Origin of the sequence: Actinomadura chokoriensis (genome assembly GCF_041463665.1) — a bacterium.
GTDB lineage: Bacteria > Actinomycetota > Actinomycetes > Streptosporangiales > Streptosporangiaceae > Spirillospora > Spirillospora chokoriensis_A.
In genome coordinates this window covers 16925-36882 of record NZ_JAXCEJ010000024.1, presented here as the reverse complement: position 1 = coordinate 36882, position 19958 = coordinate 16925, and the positions used below count along the sequence as shown (strand labels likewise).

The following is a 19958-nucleotide window of genomic DNA, read 5'->3' as shown; positions in this document are numbered from 1 at the left end:
CGCCCGGTAAGGTCTGTCACGCCGTAACCGGCCCGAACCGAATTCGCACGAACGGAAAGCCCGATGCTCACTGGTGGACAGCTGGCCGGCCTCATCGTGGCCGTGTTCTGGGCGGTGCTGGTCTCGTTCATCGCGCTGACCCTGCTGAAGCTCTCCCGTCTCCTCGGCGAGGCGGGCAAGGTCGTCCGCGACCTCGGCGACCAGGCCGCACCCCTGCTGGACGACATGACCCGCACGGTCAAGCGCGCCAACGAGCAGCTCGGCCGCACCGACGTCATCACCAAGCAGGTCGCCGGCGTCACCCAGAACGTCTCGGCCGTCACCACCGTCATGACGTCGGTGGTGGGCGGCCCGCTGGTGAAGGCCGCGGCCTTCTCCTACGGGGTCCGCAAGGCCCTCAAGAGCGGCGACGGGCGGGCCGCGTCCGACCGGCCGCAGCTTCAGGCCCGCTCCTCCGGGAAGGGGCGGGGATGAGGCGGCTGTTCTGGCTCTCGGTAGGCGCCGGCACCGGCGTCTACGTCACGCACCGCGTCAAGCGGCGCGTGGAGCGCGTCGCACGGAGCCTGTCCCCCGAGGGGGTCGCGGCGCGCGCGGTGGCGACCGGGAAGGGCACCGGGGAGCGGTTGAGGCATTTCGCCGCCGACGTCCGTACCGGGATGCAGGCCCGCGAGGAGGAGCTGCGCGAGGCCGTCCGCATGGACCAGGCTCCGCCGGACGCCGAGCTTCCCGGGCTGCGGGGGTCCCGGCCCCGCCGGGTGCTGAAGGCGCGATACACGATCATCGACGACGACAAGGATGGCCACTGATCATGGAGTCGGCAGAGGTCGCACGCCGCTTCCTCAGGTTCTTCGAGGAGCGCGGGCACACGGTGGTGCCCTCGGCCAGCCTGGTCGCCGAGGACCCGACCCTGCTGCTGGTGAACGCCGGCATGGTCCCGTTCAAGCCGTACTTCCTCGGCCAGCGCACCCCGCCGTCGGCGCGGATGACCAGCGCGCAGAAGTGCGTGCGGACGCCCGACATCGAGGAGGTCGGCAGGACCACGCGGCACGCCACGTTCTTCCAGATGCTGGGCAACTTCTCGATCGGCGACTACTTCAAGGAGCAGGCGATCCCCTTCGCCTGGGAGCTGCTGACCGCCTCGCGCGAGGACGGCGGCTTCGGGTTCCCCGAGGAGAAGCTCTGGGTCACCGTCTTCCATGACGACGACGAGGCGCAGCGGCTCTGGCACGACAAGGTCGGCGTCCCCCTCGACCGCATCCAGCGGCGCGGCATGGAGGACAACTTCTGGTCGATGGGCGTCCCCGGCCCCTGCGGGCCCTGCTCGGAGATCTACTACGACCGCGGCCCCGAGCACGGCCGCGAGGGCGGCCCGGTCGCCGACGAGGACCGCTACCTGGAGGTGTGGAACCTCGTCTTCATGCAGTACGAGCGGGGTCCCGGGGAGAGCAAGACCGACTTCCCGATCCTCGGCGACCTGCCCGCCAAGAACATCGACACCGGCATGGGCCTGGAGCGCATGGCGGCGATCCTGCAGGGCGTCGACAACATCTACGAGACCGACACCCTGTGGCGGGTCCTCGACCGCGCCGCGGAGCTGACCGGCGCCAAGTACGGCCGGGACCACCGCGCGGACGTGTCGCTGCGCGTCGTCGCCGACCACGTCCGCAGCGGGACGATGATGGTCGCGGACGGCATCCGTCCCGGCAACGAGGGTCGCGGCTACGTGCTGCGCCGCATCCTGCGCCGCTCCATCCGCAACCTGCGGCTGCTCGGCGGGCAGGACGCCGGGCTCATGCACGAGCTGGCCGCCGTGGCGATCAGCGCGATGGGCGAGCAGTACCCCGAGCTGGTACGCACGGCCGCGAACATCCACACGGTCATCGACGCCGAGGAGGACTCCTTCCTCCAGACGCTCCGCACCGGAACCGCGATCTTCGACACGGCGGTGGAGGAGACCAAGCGCTCCGGCGGCGCGAGGCTGGCGGGCGAGCAGGCGTTCAAGCTGCACGACACCTACGGCTTCCCGATCGACCTCACCCTGGAGATGGCGTCCGAGCAGGGCCTCCAGGTCGACGAGGACGGCTTCCGCAGGCTCATGCAGGAGCAGCGGGACCGCGCCAAGAAGGACGCCCGCGACAAGCGGACCGGCAACCTCGACGTCTCCGTCCTGGACGAGCTGCTCACCGGTGCCGGAGGCAAGGTCGACTTCACCGGTTACGGAAGCCTGGCCGGCGACGCCCGCCTCGTCGGGCTCCTGGTCAACGGCGCCAACGCGCCCGCCGCCGGCGAGGGCGCGGAGGTCGAGGTCGTCCTCGACCGCACCCCGTTCTACGCCGAGGGCGGGGGCCAGCTCGCCGACCACGGCCTGATCCGGCTCGGCAACGGCGCCGTCATCGACGTCACGGACGTGCAGGCGCCGCTCGCGGGCCTCGTCGTGCACCGCGGGCGCGTCCGCAGCGGCGAGGCGCAGGCCGGCGACACCGCCTACGCCGAGGTCGACGTGGAGCGGCGCCGGGCGATCTCCCGCTCGCACACCGCGACCCACATGGTGCACGCCGGGTTCCGCCGCGCGCTCGGCGAGTCCGCCGCGCAGGCCGGCTCGGAGAACTCGCCGGGCCGCTTCCGGTTCGACTTCACCGCGTCCGGCGCCGTCCCGCCGAGCGTGCTGCGCGACGTCGAGGACGAGGTCAACGAGGTCCTGGTCGGAGACCTGGACGTCCGGGCCTTCCACACCTCGATCGACGAGGCCCGCGCGATGGGCGCGCTCGCGCTGTTCGGCGAGAAGTACGGCGACGAGGTCCGGGTCGTGGAGGTCGGCGACTACTCCCGCGAGCTGTGCGGCGGCACCCACGTCGCCCGCTCCGGGCAGCTCGGCCTGGTCAAGGTGCTGGGCGAGTCGTCCATCGGCGCCGGCGTCCGCCGCGTCGAGGCCCTCGTCGGCATCGACGCGTTCCGGTTCCTCGCCCGCGAGAGCGTGCTCGTCGCGCAGCTCGCCGAGCAGATGAAGGCGCGCAAGGAGGAGCTGCCCGAGCGCGTCTCCGGTGTCGTCTCCCGGCTCCGGGACGCCGAGAAGGAGCTGGACAGGCTCCGCTCCCAGCAGGTCCTCGCGATTGCCGGGGCGCTCGCCGACGGCGCGAAGGACGTCGGCGGCATCGCGTTCGTCGGCCACCGCGCCCCGGACGGCACCGGAGCCGACGACCTGCGCAAGCTGGCCGTTGACGTCCGGGGCCGGCTGATGGCCCGGCCCGCCGTCGTGATGGTCACGGGCGTGCCGAAGGACCGTCCCGTCGTGGTCGTCGCCGTCACCGAGGGCGCGCGCGAGCGCGGCCTCAAGGCGGGCGCGCTCGTCGGCCTCGCCGCCAAGGCCCTCGGCGGCGGAGGCGGCGGCAAGGACGACCTGGCGCAGGGCGGCGGTGCGAACCCCGCGGCCGTCGGGGACGCCCTCGCCGCGGTCGAACGAGCAGTAGGGGCCGCGTGAGGCCGGCGCGACGGGGTAGGCGACCGGAGCCGAGGACATGAGAAACGGCGTCCGGCTGGGAGTCGACGTGGGGAGCGTGCGCGTGGGGGTCGCCAAGTGCGACCCGGGCGGGGTCCTCGCCTCCCCGCTCGAAACAGTGAAGAGCGGCAAGGGCGACATCGACCGGCTCGTGGAACTCGTCACCGAGTACGAGGCGATCGAGGTCGTCGTGGGCCTGCCCACCTCGCTGTCGGGCCGGGAGGGGCCGGCGGCGCAGGCGGCGCGCAGGTTCGCGGCCCGGCTGGCGGACCGCCTTCCCGCGGAGGCGGTCCGGCTGCACGACGAGCGGCTCACCACCGTCACCGCCGAGAGCGGACTGAGGGCCGGTGGAGTACACGGTCAAGCGAGGCGCAAGGTCGTCGACCAGGCCGCCGCGGCGGTCCTGCTGCAGGCGGCCCTCGACGCGGAGCGGTTGACTGGGCGCCCCCCAGGAGAGATCGTCCGGGGGAGCTCATGAACGATTTGGACCTCTTCTCAGACCCCTACGGCGACGGGCGTCCGCCGGACGAGCGGTACGGCCGGCGCGACCAGCGGCGCGCCCGCAAGCGGCAGAAGCGGCGCAGGCGCAGCGGCCGGGCCGCGGCCATGTTCGCGCTGGCGTTCCTCGTGGCGGTGTTCGGCACCGGCGGCGTCCTCGGGTACGCGTGGCTCGACAACCGGTGGAACCCGCCGGACTACGCGGGCCAGGGCGCCGGCAAGGTCACGGTCCAGATCAAGGAAGGCGCCAGCGGCTCGGTGATCGGCGCGACGCTGGAGCAGCACCGCGTCGTCAAGAGCGCCCGCGCGTTCGTGAAGACGTACAACAAGGAGACCCGCGCATCCAGCATCCAGCCGGGCTTCTACCAGATGCGGCTGAAGATGTCGTCGGCGGCGGCGATGGCGCAGCTGCTGAACCCGAAGTCGCGGGCCGGGAACCAGATCACGATCCCGGAGGGCCGCCGGGCCGTCGAGGTCTACCAGCTGCTGGCGAAGAAGACCGGGATCTCGCAGAAGGAGTTCCAGGCCGCCGCGCGGAAGCCGAAGAGCCTCGGGCTGCCGTCGTACGCGAAGGGCAAGGTGGAGGGGTACCTGTACCCGGGCCGCTACGACCTGGACCCGAACGGCTCGGCCGAGCAGATCCTCAAGCAGATGGTGGACCGGTTCAACCAGGAGGCGAGCAGCGTCGACCTCGTCGGCAACGCGCGCAAGGCGGGCATGAACCCGGCGACGGTCATCACGCTGGCCAGCCTGGTCCAGGCCGAGGGCGGCAGGCCCAGCGACCTGCCGAAGATCTCCCGGGTGATCTACAACAGGGTGGCGAAGGGCATGAAACTGCAGTTCGACACCACCGTGCTGTACGCGCTGAACGAGCGGCGGCTGACGGTCACCGAGAAGGACCTCCAGATCGACTCGCCGTACAACACCTACAGGCACACCGGGCTGCCGCCCGGTCCGATCTCCAACCCCGGTCCGGACGCCATCGAGGCGGCGCTCGCGCCGAAGGACGGGACGTGGCTGTACTTCATCGCCACCGACCCGACCAACAAGATCACGAGATTCGCCACGACCGAGGCCGAGCGGCTGGAGATCGAGAAGGAGTTCCGGGCGTGGCAGAAGGCGCATCCGGGCCAGTGACGGGGGAACCGGGCAGCCGGGCCGCGGTGCTGGGGTCGCCGATCGCGCATTCGCTGTCGCCGGTCCTGCACCGCGCGGCGTACGCGGCGATGGGCCTGGACACGTGGTCCTACGAGGCGATCGAGTGCGGCGAGGACGGACTGGCCGCGCTGCTGGACGGTCTCGGCCCCGAGTGGGCCGGCCTGTCGCTGACCATGCCGCTCAAGCGGGTCGCGCTGGACCTCGTCGACTCGGTGTCCGACCTGGCGGTGCGGGTCGGCGGCGCGAACACGATCGTCCTGCGGGACGGGCGGAGGCACGGCGACAACACCGACGTGCACGGTATCGAGGCGGCGCTGACGGAGGCGGGCCTCAAGGCGCCGCCGTCGGCGCTCGTGCTGGGCGGCGGCGCGACCGCGGCGTCCGCGCTGGCCGCGCTCGCCCGGCTCGGCACGTCCGAGGCGGTGCTCGCGGCGCGGACCCCCGAGCGCGCCGCCGGCGCCGCCGAGGTGGGGGAGCGGTTCGGGCTCGCGGTCCGGGTCGTGCCCCTCGACCGGGTGGCAGCGCACCTTCCGGCGGACCTCGTGGTGTCGACGCTGCCGGGACGCGCGGCGGACGCGCTCGCCGAACCGGTCGCCGCGTCGGGCGCGTCCCTGTTCGACGTGGTGTACGCGCCGTGGCCCACGGCCCTCGCGGCGGCGGTGGAGCGGGCCGGCGGGACGGTCGTGGGCGGGTTCGCGATGCTCCTGCACCAGGCCGTCCGGCAGGTCGCGCTGATGACCGGCCGCGAGGACGTTCCGGTGGCGGCGATGCGGGCCGCCGGGGAGGCCGAACTCGCCCGCCGCGCCTGACGTCCCTGACGTCCCTGCCGGTCCGGACGTCCTCCGGAGTGGTCGCGCCGAACGGAACGCGCGGATCCGGGGAATGCCGAGATGCACGGAGCTGTTGGGGAGAGTGGCGTACCTCACGAAGGCGCCCGAAGCGGTGCCGGAGACAACGAAGCCCGCCTTGACAGGCCACCGGAGGTGGTAGTCTTAGTGGTCGACCGGCCCTGTGCGCGCGATCCGGGCGATGGCGCGCGCCGGGCGATCAAGCGGAGGCCACCTCCCACCTGACCGGCCGGAAGGCCGGTGGGTATCGGTCCGGCGAACGGGCGTTGCGCGCCCGTCCCGCCGTCGTCCCCGGACGGCTCGTCCGTCCAGGGAGACCGAAGGTGGCCCCGTGCGTGCGTCGTACGGGGCTTTTCTCGTGGAAGCCTCGGGGTACGACCGGTCCAACGAACTTGAGAACGGCCCCAAGGAGGTCCCATCAGCGCCGAACCGCGTATCAACGACCGCATTCGCGTGCCCGAGGTCCGGCTCGTCGGCCCGAACGGCGAACAGGTGGGCATCGTGCCCATCGCCAAGGCCCTTGAACTCGCGCGTGAGTCGGATCTCGACCTCGTCGAGGTGGCGCCCACCGCGCGTCCGCCCGTCGCCAAGCTCATGGACTACGGCAAGTTCAAGTACGAGTCCGCGATGAAGGCGCGTGAGGCGCGGAAGAACCAGGCGCACACGGTCATCAAGGAGATCAAGCTCCGCCCGAAGATCGACCCGCACGACTACGAGACCAAGAAGGGTCACGTGGTGCGGTTCCTGAAGGCCGGGGACAAGGTGAAGGTCACGATCATGTTCCGCGGTCGTGAGCAGTCCCGTCCCGAGCTCGGTTACCGGCTGCTGCAGCGGCTCGCCGACGACGTCGAGGAGCTCGGCTTCGTCGAGTCGCGGCCCAAGCAGGACGGCCGGAATATGATCATGGTGATCGGTCCGCACAAGAAGAAGACGGCCCGCGGGCAGGAGGCCGAGAGCACCGCCTGACGGCCGCTCCGGGACGGCCTCGCGGCGGTCCCGACACCGCGACCTCGCGGCTGAGCGGGGTCGCGGCGCACGTACATTGAAGCCTGACCCGGCGCGTCCACGAACTTCCGTGGGATGCGCCGATCAGGCGCGCCCCCGTGCGGCACGGCACGGGGGCCGGGAAAGAGGGAGACGACGGCGACCATGCCGAAGACCAAGACCCACAGTGGTGCCAAGAAGCGCTTCAAGCTGACCGGCTCCGGCAAGGTGATGCGCCGCCGCGCCAACAAGAACCACCTGCTCGAGCACAAGCCGACCAAGCGGACGCGCCGGCTGTCCGGCCCCGCCGTGGTGGCCGACGCCGACGCCAAGAACATCAAGAAGCTGCTGCGCAAGTAGCGCTCGACCGGCAATATCAGCGACCGGCCGAGGCCCGCATGGCCCCGGCCCCCACGAAGGAGTTCAGCACGTGGCACGCGTGAAGCGGGGCGTCAACGCCGCCAAGAAGCGTCGGGTCGTCCTGGAGCGGTCGAGCGGCTACCGCGGTCAGCGTTCGCGCCTGTACCGCAAGGCCAAGGAGCAGCAGCTCCACTCGATGACCTACGCCTTCCGGGACCGCAAGGACCGCAAGGGGCAGTTCCGCCGGCTGTGGATCCAGCGGATCAACGCCGCGGCCCGCGCCAACGGGATCACCTACAACCGGTTCATCCAGGGCCTGAAGGCCGCGGAGGTCGAGGTCGACCGCCGCATGCTGGCCGAGCTGGCCGTCAACGACGCGCCGGCGTTCGCCGCCCTGGTCAAGATCGCCAAGGACGCGCTCCCGGCCGAGGGTTCGGAGGCGGCCTGAGCCGGGTGACCGGCGCACAGGCGATCACAGCGACATGGCGGGCCGCGAGCTGACCTCTCTCCGATCACCGCGGGTGAAGGCCGCTCGGCGGCTCGCCAAACGCGCGTTCCGGCGCCGCGAGAACCGGTTCCTCGCCGAGGGGCCGCAGGCGGTGCGGGAGGCGCTGGAGATCCCCGGCGGCCTCGCCGAGCTGTTCACCACGGCGGAGGCGGAGGCCCGCCACCCCGAGCTGGTGCTCGCCGCCGAGCGCGCGGGCGCGCCGGTGCTGCGCGTCAGCGGCGAGGTCATGGCGGAGCTGGCCCAGACCGTCACCCCGCAGGGGCTGCTGGCGGTCTGCGAGTTCGTCGACGTCCCGCTGGGCAAGGCGCTGGAGGCCGGTCCCCGGCTCGTCACCGTGCTCGCCCACGTCCGCGACCCGGGCAACGCGGGGACCGTGCTGCGCACCGCCGACGCGGCCGGCTCGGAGACCGTCGTGTTCACCGACGCGTCCGTCGACCCCTACAACGGCAAGTGCGTGCGCGCCTCGGCGGGCAGCCTGTTCCACCTGCCGGTCGTGACCGGCCCGCGGTTCGACGCGCTGATCCCCGAACTGAAGGGCGCGGGGCTCACCGTCCTCGCCGCCGACGGCGCGGGCGACCGCACCCTCGACGACGCGATCGACACGGGGCTGCTCGCGCGCCCCACCGCGTGGGTGTTCGGGAACGAGGCGTGGGGGCTCCCGCGCGAGATACTCCGGCACGTGGACGAGGTCGTCCGCGTGCCCATCTACGGCCGTGCCGAGAGCCTGAACCTGGCGACGGCCGCGGCCGTATGCCTCTACGCCTCGGCGCGCGCGCAGCGCACGACGTGACGCGCGTACGGGGGGACGGTCGCGCGGGTTCACTGCATTCCGTGATCAGATGGCCGCAAGCGGTCGCCTGATGCGCCGCTTCCCGGCCGATGAGCTGGGAGGATGGACCGCGCACGGGCGGCGGGCGGGGGCCTGGCCGCCGGGTGCGGCTCATCCGCAGGTAGGAGCGCGGTGGGGACCGGCGGGGGATTACGCCGTTCCACCCGCTGCCTACCGTGTTGATCAGTGCGTTGACCAGGGGCGGCGGTGACGCCGTGCAGAGTGGGGGCGAACGTGATGACCGAGGAGACCAGGCCCGCCGGGAAGGCACGCCGGCGCGTGTTCTCCGTGGCGAGGTGCCGGGCGGGCGCGGGCACCGGCGCGCGCCCTCCCGCCGCGGGCGGCTCCGGCGCACGCGACGCGGCCGGCGGCCTGCGCATCGACATCGCCCTGGTCCGGGGCGGCACGGCCGTCCTCGCGGTGGCCGGGGAGATCGACCTGCGCACGGCCGGCACGCTGCGCGACCGGCTCGTCGAGCTGCACGGCCTGCTGCCCGGGACGGGGCCGCGCCGGCTCGTGGCCGACTTCACCGCCGTCCCGTTCTGCGACGCCGCCGGTCTCGGCGCGCTCGTCGCCGCGCACAACCAGATCGCGGCGGACGGTGGCGAGATCGTCCTCACCGGGGTCCGGCCCGCCCAGCTCCGGCTGCTCCGCATCACCGGGCTGCACCGGCTGTTCGCGATCCACGCCCGCGCCGACGACGTGTGGGCCGCGCCCGGCCCTTCGGCGACGTCCCGGTGATCCCTGGGAATCCCGGTGATCCCTGGAAAGAAGTCCCGTAAGTAGTCCCTGTCAGGACTGCCGGCACGGCGTGCGGGCGAGGGCGGGGATCCGGGCTGGTGAGGCCGCTGTCCGGCGGGGCGGCACCCCGCCCGGAAGGCTACAGATGCCTTGCCGCCGGGCGGTTTCCGGGTCCCGCAAGACGGCCGACTCCGGCTAGAGTCTCTTTTCGACAGGCCGCGTTCTCATCGGTGTTCTGGAGGCCGCTGTGGGCGGAGAGGAGTCCCCTCTCGTGGCAGCGCGCGTACCCGAGCGAGGGTCCGGGGCGGGCCCTGAGGGGGGCGCGGCCGACGACCTGCCCGACGGGCTGATGGTCGCCGGCCGGGACGCCCGCGTGCTGGTGTTCAACGCCGCCGCCACGCGGATCACCGGGATCGCCGCCGGGTCCGCCGTCGGCCGCGACTTCCGCGACGTCCTGCCGCTGCACGACGCCGAGGGGCGCGACTGGTGGAAGTGCCTGGCCCCCTACGACGGCCTGTGCACCCGCACCCGCCACCCCGAGCGGGTGCTGTTCCTGCCCGGCGGCACCGAGGTGCTGGTGACCGCCGCCTACCGGCGGGGCGAGCGCGGCCGGGTGGAACGGTTCACGGTGTGCCTGCGCGACGCCGTGCACCGCGCCCGCCAGGAGCGCGACCGCGCCGACCTCGTCTCCACCGTGGCGCACGAGCTGCGCTCCCCGCTGACCAGCGTGAAGGGCTTCACCGCGACGCTGCTGGCCAAATGGCACCGCTTCAACGACGACCAGAAGCGGGTCATGCTGGAGACCGTCAACGCCGACGCCGACCGGGTCACCCGGCTGATCACCGAGCTGCTGGACGTGTCCCGCATCGAGGCGGGCCGGCTGGAGATGCGCCGCCAGGTCGTCGACATCCCCGGCGAGGTCCGCAAGATCATCGCTGGCCGGGTCGCGGCCGGCGAGCCGGAGGACCGGTTCCGCTTCGAGACGCGCGGCGAGCTCCCCGAGATGTGGCTCGACCCCGACAAGATGGACCAGATCCTCGGCAACCTCGTGGAGAACGCGGTGCGCCACGGAGCGGGTACTGTGACGATTGTGGTCGAGCCGGACGCGCACGAGGAGGGAGCCGCCGTGTCGGTGCGCGACGAGGGCGAGGGCATTCCGCCCGAGGCCGTCCAGCGCGTCTTCCGGCAGTTCTGGCGCGGTCCCGGCGGCAACCGACGCGGCGGCACCGGGCTCGGGCTCTACATCGTCAAGGGCCTGGTCGAGGCGCACGGCGGCGTGATCACCGTCCGGCGGGCGCCCGGCGGCGGCGCCGAGTTCCGATTTACCGTGCCCGCAGGGGCCCCCGACTACGCCGGCTGAGCGCGGCGCACGCCGCCGGTCACGGCGCCACCGGGTCCCGACAGGGCCAGCGCGTCTCGCGCACGCTTTCCGGATCTTCACCGTCCGCGCACTAGACTGCGGGCGTCCCACGCCGACCGGAGTCGATCACACCACCATGTCTGCACCCAACAAGTCCTATGACCCCGTCGAGGTGTCCGCGCTGCAGCCCGAGGAGCTGGAGCGGGCCCGTGACGAGGCGCTCGCGGCCATCGCCGCGGCCGCCGACCTCGACGCCCTGAAGCAGGTCCGCCTCGCGCACGCCGGCGACCGTTCCCCGCTGGCCCTCGCCAACCGCGAGATCGGCGCGCTGCCGCCCGCCGCCCGCGCCGACGCCGGAAAGCGCATCGGCGCCGCCCGGGGCGCGGTGTCCAAGGCGCTGAAGGAGCGCCAGGCCGAACTGGAGGAGGAGCGCGACCAGCGGGTCCTCGTCGAGGAGACCGTCGACGTCACGCTCCCGTGGGACCGCGCTCCGCGCGGCGCCCGCCACCCGCTGACCACGATGCAGGAGCGGATGGTGGACGTCTTCGTCTCCATGGGCTTCGAGGTCTCCGAGGGCCCCGAGGTCGAGGCGGAGTGGTACAACTTCGACGCGCTGAACTTCCTGCCCGACCACCCGGCCCGCACCATGCAGGACACCTTCTTCGTTGAGTCGGAGGGGTCCGGCCTGGTGATGCGCACGCACACCTCGCCGATGCAGATCCGGTCGCTGCTGTCCCGGGAGCTGCCGGTGTACGTGGTGGCGCCGGGGCGCACGTTCCGCACCGACGAGCTGGACGCCACGCACAGCCCCGTCTTCCACCAGCTGGAGGGCCTCGCGGTCGACGAGGGCCTGACGATGGCCGACCTGCGCGGCGGCATCGACGCGTTCGTCACCGGCATGTTCGGCGAGGGGCTGAGGACGCGGTTCCGGCCGTCGTACTTCCCCTTCACCGAGCCGTCCGCCGAGGTGGACATGCAGTGCTTCGTGTGCCGGGGCGCGTCCGCCGAGCCGGGCGCCGACCCGTGCCGGACGTGCAGCTCCGAGGGCTGGATCGAGCTGGGCGGCTGCGGCATGGTCAACCCGCGGGTGCTGGTGGCCTGCGGCGTCGACCCGGACCGCTACAGCGGCTGGGCGTTCGGGCTGGGCGTCGAGCGGACGCTGATGTTCCGGCACGGCGTCGAGGACATGTACGACATGGTGGAGGGCGACGTCCGGTTCACCCTCCCGTTCGGGACGGAGATCTGATGCGGGCCCCGCTTTCCTGGCTGCGCGAGTACGCCGAGCTGCCGGCCGGCGTCACGGGCCGCGCGCTGGCCGCCGAGCTGATCGCGGCGGGTCTGGAGGTCGAGACCGTCGAGCAGGCGGGCGCCGACATCACCGGCCCGCTCGTCGTGGGCGAGGTCCTGGCGATCGAGGAGCTGACCGGCTTCAAGAAGCCGATCCGCCACTGCCGGGTCGACGTCGGCGACGCCAACGGCACCGGCGCGCCGCAGAGCATCGTGTGCGGCGCCACCAACTTCGCCGTCGGCGACCGTGTCGTGGTGATCCTGCCCGGGGGCGTGCTGCCCGGCGGGTTCGAGATCGGCGCCCGCAAGACCTACGGCCGCATGTCCGAGGGCATGATCTGCTCGGCCAGCGAACTGGGCGTCGGGGACGACCACGGCGGCATCCTCGTCCTGCCGCCCGGCACGCCCGTCGGCGCGGACGCGATCGAGCTGCTCGGGCTGCGCGACGACGTCCTCGACATCGCCGTCACCCCCGACCGCGGCTACGCCCTGTCGATCCGGGGCCTCGCCCGCGAGGCGGCCACCGCCTACGGGGTGCCGTTCAAGGACCCGGCCGACGTGGAGCTCCCCGAAGGGACGGCGTCGGGCCGAGCCCGTCCGGTGGAGGGCGGTGAGGCCTACCCGGCGAGCATCGGCGATCCAACCGCTTGCGACCGGTTCGTCCTGCGGGAGGTGCGCGGCTTCGACCCGGACGCGAAGACCCCGATCTGGATGCAGGTACGCCTGCACAGGGCCGGGATGCGCCCGGTGTCGCTCGCGGTCGACATCACCAACTACCTCATGCTGGAGCTGGGGCAGCCGCTGCACGCGTTCGACCGGGGCAAGCTCACCGGCCCGATCGTGGTGCGGCGTGCCGCGCCGGGCGAGAAGCTGGAGACGCTCGACCACGTCAAGCGGACCCTCGACCCCGAGGACATCCTCATCACCGACGAGTCGGGTCCGATCTCGATGGCCGGCACGATGGGCGGGCTGGCCACCGAGATCGACGAGCGCTCGGCCGACATGGTCGTCGAGGCCGCGCATTTCGACGCCATGGGCACCGCCCGGATGAGCCGCCGGCACCGGCTGCACAGCGAGGCGTCGCACCGGTTCGAGCGCGGCGTCGACCGCGAGCTGCCGCTGTACGCCTCGTACCGGGCCGTGCGGATGCTCGCCGAGCTCGGCGGCGCGGAGATCGTGCCGGGCGTGACGCACGCCGAGGCGCCGGCCCCGCCGGTCACGGTCACGATGCCGGCCGGGCACCCGGACAAGGTCGCGGGCGTGGCGTACGGACGGGACGCGGTCGTCCGGCGGCTGGAGCAGGTCGGCTGCGCGGTGACCGGCGAGGACGTCCTGACGGTCACGCCGCCGTCCTGGCGCCCCGACCTGACCGATCCGAACGACCTCGCCGAGGAGGTCATCCGCCTCGAAGGCTACGAGGACATCCCGGCCAGGGCGCCCCGCCCCAGCGCGGGCAAGGGGCTGACCACCGGGCAGCGGCTGCGCCGCCGGGTCGGCCGCGCGCTCGCGGGCGCCGGCTACGTCGAGGCCCTCGCGTTCCCGTTCCTCGCGGAGAAGGACCTGGACGGCCTCCAGCTCCCGGCCGACGACGCCCGCCGCCGGGCGCTGCGGCTGGCGAACCCGATGTCGGAGCAGGAGCCGCTGCTGCGGACCACGCTGCTGCCGGGCCTGCTGAAGGTCCTGGCGCTGAACGCGGGACGCGGCTTCGGCGACGTCGCCCTCTTCGAGCTGGGCGTGGTGTTCCGGCCCCGTCCGGACGCGCCGGAGCGCGCGCCGCGCCTCGCCGTCGACCGCGGCCCGACCTCCGAGGAGATCGCTTCGCTGGAGGAGGCGCTGCCCGACCAGCCGCACCGCGTCGCGGTCGTCCTGTCGGGCGAGCGGGAGCCGTCGGGCTGGTGGGGCGAGGGCCGTCCGGCGCTGTGGGCGGACGCGATCGAGGCCGGCCGCACGGTGGCCCGCGAGGCCGGCGTGGAGCTGACGGTCAAGGCGGACCAGCACGCCCCCTGGCACCCCGGTCGCTGCGCCGCGCTCTACGCGGGCGACACCCTGGTCGGCCACGCGGGCGAGCTGCACCCGCGCGTCACCAAGGCGTACGGGCTGCCGGCCCGGACGTGCGCGATGGAGCTGGAGCTGCGCCGCCTGGGCGAGCCGGTCTCCGTCCGCGCGCCGCACGTGTCGTCCTACCCGGTCGCGACGCAGGATGTCGCGCTCGTCGTCGACTCCGCGGTGCCCGCCGCCGAGGTCGAATCGGCGCTCCGCGACGGCGCCGGGGACCTGCTGGAGGCGATCCGCCTGTTCGACGTCTACACCGGCGAGCAGGTGGGGGAGGGGCGCAAGTCCCTCGCGTACTCGCTGCGGTTCCGCGCCCCGGACCGGACGCTGACCGCCGAGGAGGCGTCGCAGGCTCGTGACGCCGCGGTGGCGGCCGCGTCCGACCGCGCCGGAGCCGTCCTGCGCGGCGTCTGACCGCGGAGCGTGCACGTGTCCCGGGCCCCCGGTCCGGGGCACGTCCTTGTTTCAGCCCGCGTAGCCGAGGCTCCCGTCGCGGCGGCCGGCGGTCACGAGCCGGTCCATCGACAGCGCCGCCACCGCGTACCAGCAGGCCCCGACCAGCGCCTCGGTCCCGAGCAGGCGCATGACGTGGCCGGGGGACGCGCCGTCCAAGATCCCGCGCACCGCCTGCAGCCCGTGCACGACCGGCAGCGCTTGCGCCGCGAACTCCAGCGGTGCGGGCCAGACGTCGACCGGGACGTTCACGCCGCCGAACGTCATCACGATCCCGTAGGCGGCGTTGAGCACCAGCCATTCGACGCCGCGCGTCCGCAGCGCGATGCCCGCGAGGGCGCACCCGTACCCGTAGCTGCTCGCGAGGACGAGCAAGATGACCGGGAACGCGCAGGCGGCGCGCGGCCACGGCAGCGGGACGCCGAGCAGCGGGGGCAGGACGAGCCAGGCGACCAGCGAGCTGGTCAGCCCGGTCACCGTCCACTGCAGCCCGCGCCCGAGATACACCGGCAGGTGCCCGGACGGGGCGATGGCCAGCAGTGGAAGCGTCCCCATGCGCCGCTCGCCGGCGAGCGAGATCACCACGATCGTGGACTCCATGCAGGCGAGCACGACGACGTTGCCGATCAGCACGTACCGCATGGTGGCCTCGTCGCCGACGTAGCGGCCCAGCAGCGCGTAGAACGCGGCCTGGCAGAGCAGCCGCACCAGCCATCCGAACGTCCACGTCCGCCAGGTGTACACGGCGCCCATCTCGGCGAACCCGAGGATCAGCGACTCCCGGACGATCCGGAGCAGGTGCCTCATGCGAACTCCACCGTCCCCTCGCGGCGGGATCGGTTCACGTAGCGCCGCGTCAGCCACAGGCCCGCCGCCATCGCCGCCGCGCCCAGCCCGAGGATCGCCGCGACCGACCCGGGCCGGCCGTGCGCGTCGCCGCGCACGGCGCCGCGCAGCAGCTCCGCGCTCCATGACAGGAACACCACCCGGCTGAGGGGATGCAACCAGCCGGGCAGCGCCGCGACGGGGACGAGGATCCCGCCGAGGATGTAGAAGGGGTAGCCGAGGGAGTTCTGCAGGACGTCCCGCGCCCGCGACACCGCGAGCACCGCCGACAGCAGCGTCGCCGTTCCGACGGTCGCGAGGCAGGTGGCCGCGACCGCGACCGCGAACAGCGCGGGGTCGGCGATCGCCAGCACCCGGCCGAACCCGAGGGCCGCCACCAGCCACGACTCCGCGAACGCCGCCGCGCCGACCAGCGCCACCATCGCGACCCGTCCGGCCACGACCGGGGCGAGCGGGACGGGGGCCGCGACCATCGGGGAGAACCGTCCGGCCCAGCGGTCCTCGGGGACGATGCGCCCGGCGTAGTCGAGCGCGGCGACCCAGAGCCCGATCAGGCCCGGCGCCAGGACGGCGTTCGCCACGACGTCGGGGCGGTGCGCCGTGAGGGTCAGCGCCAGCATGGTCGTCGTCTGCATGGGCGCGATCAGCAGGATGAGCGCGTGCTCCGGCCCGCGCCTCGACAGCGCCAGCTGCAGCAGGACCGCCTGCCACATCACGCGGAGCGTGCTCATACGCGCATCCCCCGGTCGCCGATCGTGCGCAGGTAGACCTCTTCGAGGGTCGGCTCGCCGCGCCGGGCGGTGAGGACGTCGCGGTCCAGCAGCCAGGCGAGGACGCGGCGGGCGCCGTCCCGGTCGGCCGTGTGGACGCGCCACGCCGTTCCGTCCCGATGCTCGACGTCGGTCACGCCCGGCAGCAGCGCCAGGGCTTCGGCGGGCGCCGGGTCGGGATGGGTGAAGTCGACGCACTCGCGGTCGCCGAGGAACCGCCCGACGCGTGCGGTGTCGCCGGTCAGCACCATCCGGCCGCCGTCGATGAGCGTCACCCGGTCGCAGAGCGCCGCGGCCTCGTCCATGTCGTGCGTGGCCAGCAGGAACGTGCGGCCTTCCGCACGCAGGTCGAGGACGAGCCGCCGGAAGGCCCCGGCCGCGACCGGGTCGAGCCCGGACGTCGGCTCGTCCAGGAACAGCACCCGAGGCTCGTGCAGCAGCCCCCGCGCGAGGTGCAGCCGCTGCCGCATCCCGCGCGAGAACCGCTCCACGCGGTCGTCGGCGCGGTCGGCGAGGCCGACCCGTTCCAGCAGCGCGTCGGCGCGGGTCCGGGTCGTCCGGGAGTCGAGCCTGTAGAGCGCGCCCCAGAAGAGCAGGTTGCGGCGGGCGGACAGCCGGTCGTAGAGGCCGCGGTCGCCGCCGAGGACCAGCCCGACCCGCGACCGGACGGCCCGCGTGTCGGCCACGACGTCGTGGCCGAGGATCCGCGCCGACCCGCCCGACGGCAGCAGCACGGTGGAAAGGATCTTGACGAGGGTGGTCTTGCCCGCCCCGTTCGGCCCGAGCAGCCCGTGGATCTCGTTCTGTTCGACGGCCAGGGTCAGGTCGTCCAGGGCGACGACGGGCTCTTGGCGGCCGCGCTTGTAGACGCGGCGCAGCCCTGTGGTGTCCACGGCGGCTTCCATGCCTTCGACCGTCGCCGTAAGGAGGGGGCCGGAGCCATAAGGCGGCGGCCTATCTCCTCGGCCGGTCTCCTAGGCCGGTCTCCTAGGCCGGTCTCTTAGGCAAGGCCGCGGTCGCGGGCGGCGGCGACGGCCTCGCCGCGCGAGCCGACGCCGAGTTTGGCGAGGATGTTGGAGACGTGGACGCTGGCGGTCTTGGGGGAGATGACCAGTTCCTCGGCGATCTCCCGGTTGGAGCGACCCCGCGCCAGCAGCCGCATCACCTCCGACTCGCGGGCGGTCAGCGGCCCGCCGGACGGCCCGGCCAGCCCGGCGCGCCGCGCGCGTTCGGAGATCCGGCGCGCCAGCGGGGCGGCGCCGAGCCGGTCGGCGATCCCGGCGGCGCGATCGAGCCGGGCGGCGGCCGCGGCGCGGTTCCCGGCCGCGAGGTCGGCGCAGGCCGCGTCGAACAGCGCCCGCGCGAGCGAGTACGTCTGCGCCAGCTTCTCCCACGTCGTGATGGCGGTGTCCCAGCCGGCGGGGCCGCCGGCCAGCGCGGTCACGGCCGCCTTGTGCGCGGCCGCCGGCGGCGTCGCGGCCGGCAGCCGCGCGGCGAGCCGGGCGATCTCGGGAAGGCGCGGGCCGCCGGCCCGGGCCGCGGCCTCCAGCAGCGGCCACAGGTGGCAGGGCTGCACGGTGAGCCGCGGGTGCCGCAGGACGGCGTCCACGGTGGCGCGGGCCGCCGGACGGTCCTCCTCCGCGAGCCGCCACTCGATGATCATCTGCGCGAGCGGAAGCACGGTCTGCGGGAACCCGGTGTCCAGCGGGAGCGCGAGCACCTCCGGATCGGGCTCCGCGCCGCCGCCCCGGGCGGCCAGCAGGGCGATCCGCCAGATCGTCATCTGGACGCGGAAGGCGGACGTGTGGTGCCGGTCCAGGGACCGCTGGATCTCCTCCGCGGCCTCGTCCCAGCGGCCGAGCCGGTACAGCGCCTCGACCAGGTTGACCGCGAGGGGCAGCCCCGCACTGCAGGCGACCCCGGTGTCCTCCGCGGCGGCGAGCCCGTCGGCCGCGAGCGCCAGCGCGCGGTCGCCGTCGCCCCGGTTCAGGTGGCAGTGCGCCAGCGTGTTGATCGTACGGACGCGCATCCACGCGTCGAGGTCCCGGTGCCGGACCCGTTCGAGCGGGGCCAGGTCGCCCTCGCCGTCCCGCGCCGTGGCGGCGGCCACGACGGCCTCCAGCGGGGGGATCGCGCTCGCGAGACCGAGCCCGCGCGCCAGTTCGATCGCCTCCCGGCCGAGCCTTGCCCCCTCGTCGTGCTCTCCGTAGACGAGGAGGCGGGAACTCAGCTGTGAGAGCACCTGGACGCGCTCCGGTGACGGGGCCGCGGCGAGGCGCTCGGCCTCGCGCAGGTCGTCCAGTTCGTCCTCTCGGCCCTGGAATCCCCGCATCGTGGCCCTGAGCGCCATCAGCCGCGCGGCGCGGCCGCGGTCGTCCCCTCCCTCTGCCATCGCCCGCTGGACGAGGGGCAGCCCGCGGCCCGGGTCGCCGGCCATCCCGGCGACGCCCGCCGCGGACTCCAGCACCCGGCACCGGGAGGCCCCGGTCACGGTGGCGGCGGCGGGCACGCTGGGCCACAGGTCCAGGACGCGTTCCAGCAGTGTGAGCTGTTCGGCGTACGCGGTGGCCGCGTGCCGCTCGGCTGCGGCCGACCACGCGGCGGCCAGCGCCCTCGCATGGTCCCCGCAGCCCTGCCAGTGGACGGCCAGCGCACTCGCCGGCGCGTCACTGAGTCCCGGTGACCGCTCGATGGCCTCGGCGTAACGGCGATGGAGGGCGGAGCGTTCGCCGGGCAGCAGGTCCTCGTGGACGGCCTCGCGGATGAGCGCGTGGCGGAACGCGTACCCGTCCCCGTCCGGGACGAGAAGGCCGTGGGCGACGGCGGGGCGCAGCGCCTCGCTCAGCGCGGGGTCGGGCAGGCCGGTCACCGCCGCCAGCAGCCCGTGCCCCACCCGGTCGCCGGCGGCGCTCGCCGCCTCCAGCACCGTGCGGGACCGCCCGGGCAGGCGCTGGACGCGCGCGAGGAGCAGGTCGCGCAGGGACCGGGAGACCGTCTCGTCCGGGCTCGCGACGAGCGCCTCGACGAACAGCGGGTTGCCGCCCGCGCGCGTGTGAGCGTCGCGGACCAGCGCCGGGTCGGCGGCCCCGAGGATGCCGCGCACCTGGTCGGCCACCTCGGTCAGGGTGAGGGGCGGCAGGTCCAGGCGGGTCACATGGGGGAGGCGGGCCAGCTCGGCGAGCAGCGGCCGGGCGCCGGGCTCCTCGGGACGGAAGGTGACGACCGGCAGCACTCCGGCGCGCGGAGGGTTGCGGAACAGGAACGACAGCAGGTCGCGGGTGGAGCGGTCGGCCCAGTGCGCGTCCTCGATCACCAGGGTGAGCGGTGCGGACGCGCCGGACCGCTCGATCAGCGTCAGGACGTGCTCGAACAGCCGCAGCTGGCCGGTGCCGTCGTCGGGCGGCGGTGGCGCGGCGGTCAGGGCGGGCATCAGCCGGGCCAGTTCCGGCAGGCTGGACGCGGGCATGAGCGAGGTGACCGCGTCCCGGCCGAGGCGCCGCAGGATCGCGCTGAACGGGGCGTACGGCAGGCTCGCCGCGCCGAGGTCGAGGCAGCCGCCGGTCAGCGTCCGCAGGCCGCGGGTGAATTCGCCGACCAGGCGTGTCTTGCCGCCGCCGGCCTCGCCGCCGACGAGCACGGCGGCGGGCTCTCCGGCGCACGCCCGCGCGTGGGCCCCGCGCAACGCGGCCAGTTCGGCGGTGCGCCCGGCGAAGACGGGGCTGACGGTACCCATTCGGTCCAGCATGCCGGGCGGCCCGGTGAGGATCC

At 73.9% G+C, this 19958-nt stretch carries 18 protein-coding genes; 14 read left to right on the top strand and 4 right to left on the bottom strand.

Going from position 1 to position 19958, the window contains the following annotated elements; all coding sequences use genetic code 11:
* The first annotated feature begins 63 nt into the window (after window positions 1-63).
* From SM418_RS29845 to pheT, 14 genes are all read left to right on the top strand, one after another.
* The gene (locus tag SM418_RS29845; protein WP_371944377.1) at window positions 64-474 is read left to right on the top strand and encodes a DUF948 domain-containing protein; all 411 of its coding nucleotides are present in this window, start codon (window positions 64-66) and stop codon (window positions 472-474) included.
* The gene (locus SM418_RS29840; RefSeq protein ID WP_371944376.1) at window positions 471-806 is read left to right on the top strand and encodes a DUF6167 family protein; all 336 of its coding nucleotides are present in this window, start codon (window positions 471-473) and stop codon (window positions 804-806) included. Before SM418_RS29845 ends, SM418_RS29840 begins: the two co-directional genes overlap by 4 nt.
* Window positions 807-808: 2 nt before the next feature.
* Window positions 809-3478 carry an alanine--tRNA ligase gene (gene alaS, locus SM418_RS29835; protein ID WP_371944375.1) on the top strand — a complete coding sequence of 890 codons (2670 nt, stop codon included), beginning with the start codon at window positions 809-811 and terminating at the stop codon, window positions 3476-3478.
* 37 nt (window positions 3479-3515) lie between these two features.
* Window positions 3516-3974, top strand: a complete 459-nt coding sequence (gene ruvX / locus SM418_RS29830; RefSeq protein ID WP_371944374.1) for a Holliday junction resolvase RuvX — start codon at window positions 3516-3518, stop codon at window positions 3972-3974.
* Window positions 3971-5131 (top strand): endolytic transglycosylase MltG, encoded by a 1161-nt coding sequence (gene mltG / locus SM418_RS29825; RefSeq protein ID WP_371944373.1) that lies wholly within the window; start codon window positions 3971-3973, stop codon window positions 5129-5131. Before ruvX ends, mltG begins: the two co-directional genes overlap by 4 nt.
* Entirely contained in the window at window positions 5104-5961 is an 858-nt protein-coding gene (locus SM418_RS29820) for a shikimate dehydrogenase (protein ID WP_371944372.1), read from the top strand. Before mltG ends, SM418_RS29820 begins: the two co-directional genes overlap by 28 nt.
* Window positions 5962-6417: 456 nt before the next feature.
* Window positions 6418-6966 (top strand): translation initiation factor IF-3, encoded by a 549-nt coding sequence (gene infC / locus SM418_RS29815; protein WP_371944478.1) that lies wholly within the window; start codon window positions 6418-6420, stop codon window positions 6964-6966.
* A gap of 183 nt (window positions 6967-7149) precedes the next feature.
* On the top strand, window positions 7150-7344 hold the full coding sequence (rpmI, locus tag SM418_RS29810; RefSeq protein WP_067468638.1) for a 50S ribosomal protein L35: 195 nt from the start codon (window positions 7150-7152) through the stop codon (window positions 7342-7344).
* 70 nt (window positions 7345-7414) lie between these two features.
* Window positions 7415-7792: a 50S ribosomal protein L20 gene (gene rplT, locus SM418_RS29805; protein WP_371944371.1), complete on the top strand. Its 378-nt coding sequence runs from the start codon at window positions 7415-7417 to the stop codon at window positions 7790-7792.
* A gap of 34 nt (window positions 7793-7826) precedes the next feature.
* Window positions 7827-8642, top strand: a complete 816-nt coding sequence (locus SM418_RS29800; protein ID WP_371944370.1) for a TrmH family RNA methyltransferase — start codon at window positions 7827-7829, stop codon at window positions 8640-8642.
* Between the two features lie 276 nt (window positions 8643-8918).
* Entirely contained in the window at window positions 8919-9422 is a 504-nt protein-coding gene (locus SM418_RS29795) for an STAS domain-containing protein (protein ID WP_371944369.1), read from the top strand.
* Between the two features lie 271 nt (window positions 9423-9693).
* Entirely contained in the window at window positions 9694-10782 is a 1089-nt protein-coding gene (locus SM418_RS29790; RefSeq protein ID WP_371944368.1) for a sensor histidine kinase, read from the top strand.
* Window positions 10783-10918: 136 nt separating this feature from the next.
* The gene (pheS, locus tag SM418_RS29785) at window positions 10919-12028 is read left to right on the top strand and encodes a phenylalanine--tRNA ligase subunit alpha (protein WP_371944367.1); all 1110 of its coding nucleotides are present in this window, start codon (window positions 10919-10921) and stop codon (window positions 12026-12028) included.
* A complete protein-coding gene (pheT, locus tag SM418_RS29780) occupies window positions 12028-14535 on the top strand; it encodes a phenylalanine--tRNA ligase subunit beta (protein ID WP_371944366.1) in 2508 nt (835 codons plus the stop codon). The genes pheS and pheT overlap by 1 nt, the downstream gene beginning before the upstream one ends.
* Before the next feature lie 51 nt (window positions 14536-14586).
* On the opposite strand, the gene SM418_RS29775 is transcribed toward pheT, so the two are convergent.
* The 4 genes from SM418_RS29775 to SM418_RS29760 form a co-directional block, all read right to left on the bottom strand.
* Complete coding sequence (locus tag SM418_RS29775) at window positions 14587-15381, bottom strand: ABC transporter permease (protein WP_371944365.1); 795 nt, start codon at window positions 15379-15381, stop codon at window positions 14587-14589.
* On the bottom strand, window positions 15378-16151 hold the full coding sequence (locus SM418_RS29770; protein WP_371944364.1) for an ABC transporter permease: 774 nt from the start codon (window positions 16149-16151) through the stop codon (window positions 15378-15380). Before SM418_RS29770 ends, SM418_RS29775 begins: the two co-directional genes overlap by 4 nt.
* Entirely contained in the window at window positions 16148-17095 is a 948-nt protein-coding gene (locus SM418_RS29765) for an ABC transporter ATP-binding protein (RefSeq protein WP_371944363.1), read from the bottom strand. Before SM418_RS29765 ends, SM418_RS29770 begins: the two co-directional genes overlap by 4 nt.
* Before the next feature lie 95 nt (window positions 17096-17190).
* Entirely contained in the window at window positions 17191-19923 is a 2733-nt protein-coding gene (locus tag SM418_RS29760) for an ATP-binding protein (RefSeq protein WP_371944362.1), read from the bottom strand.
* Window positions 19924-19958 lie beyond the last annotated feature (35 nt).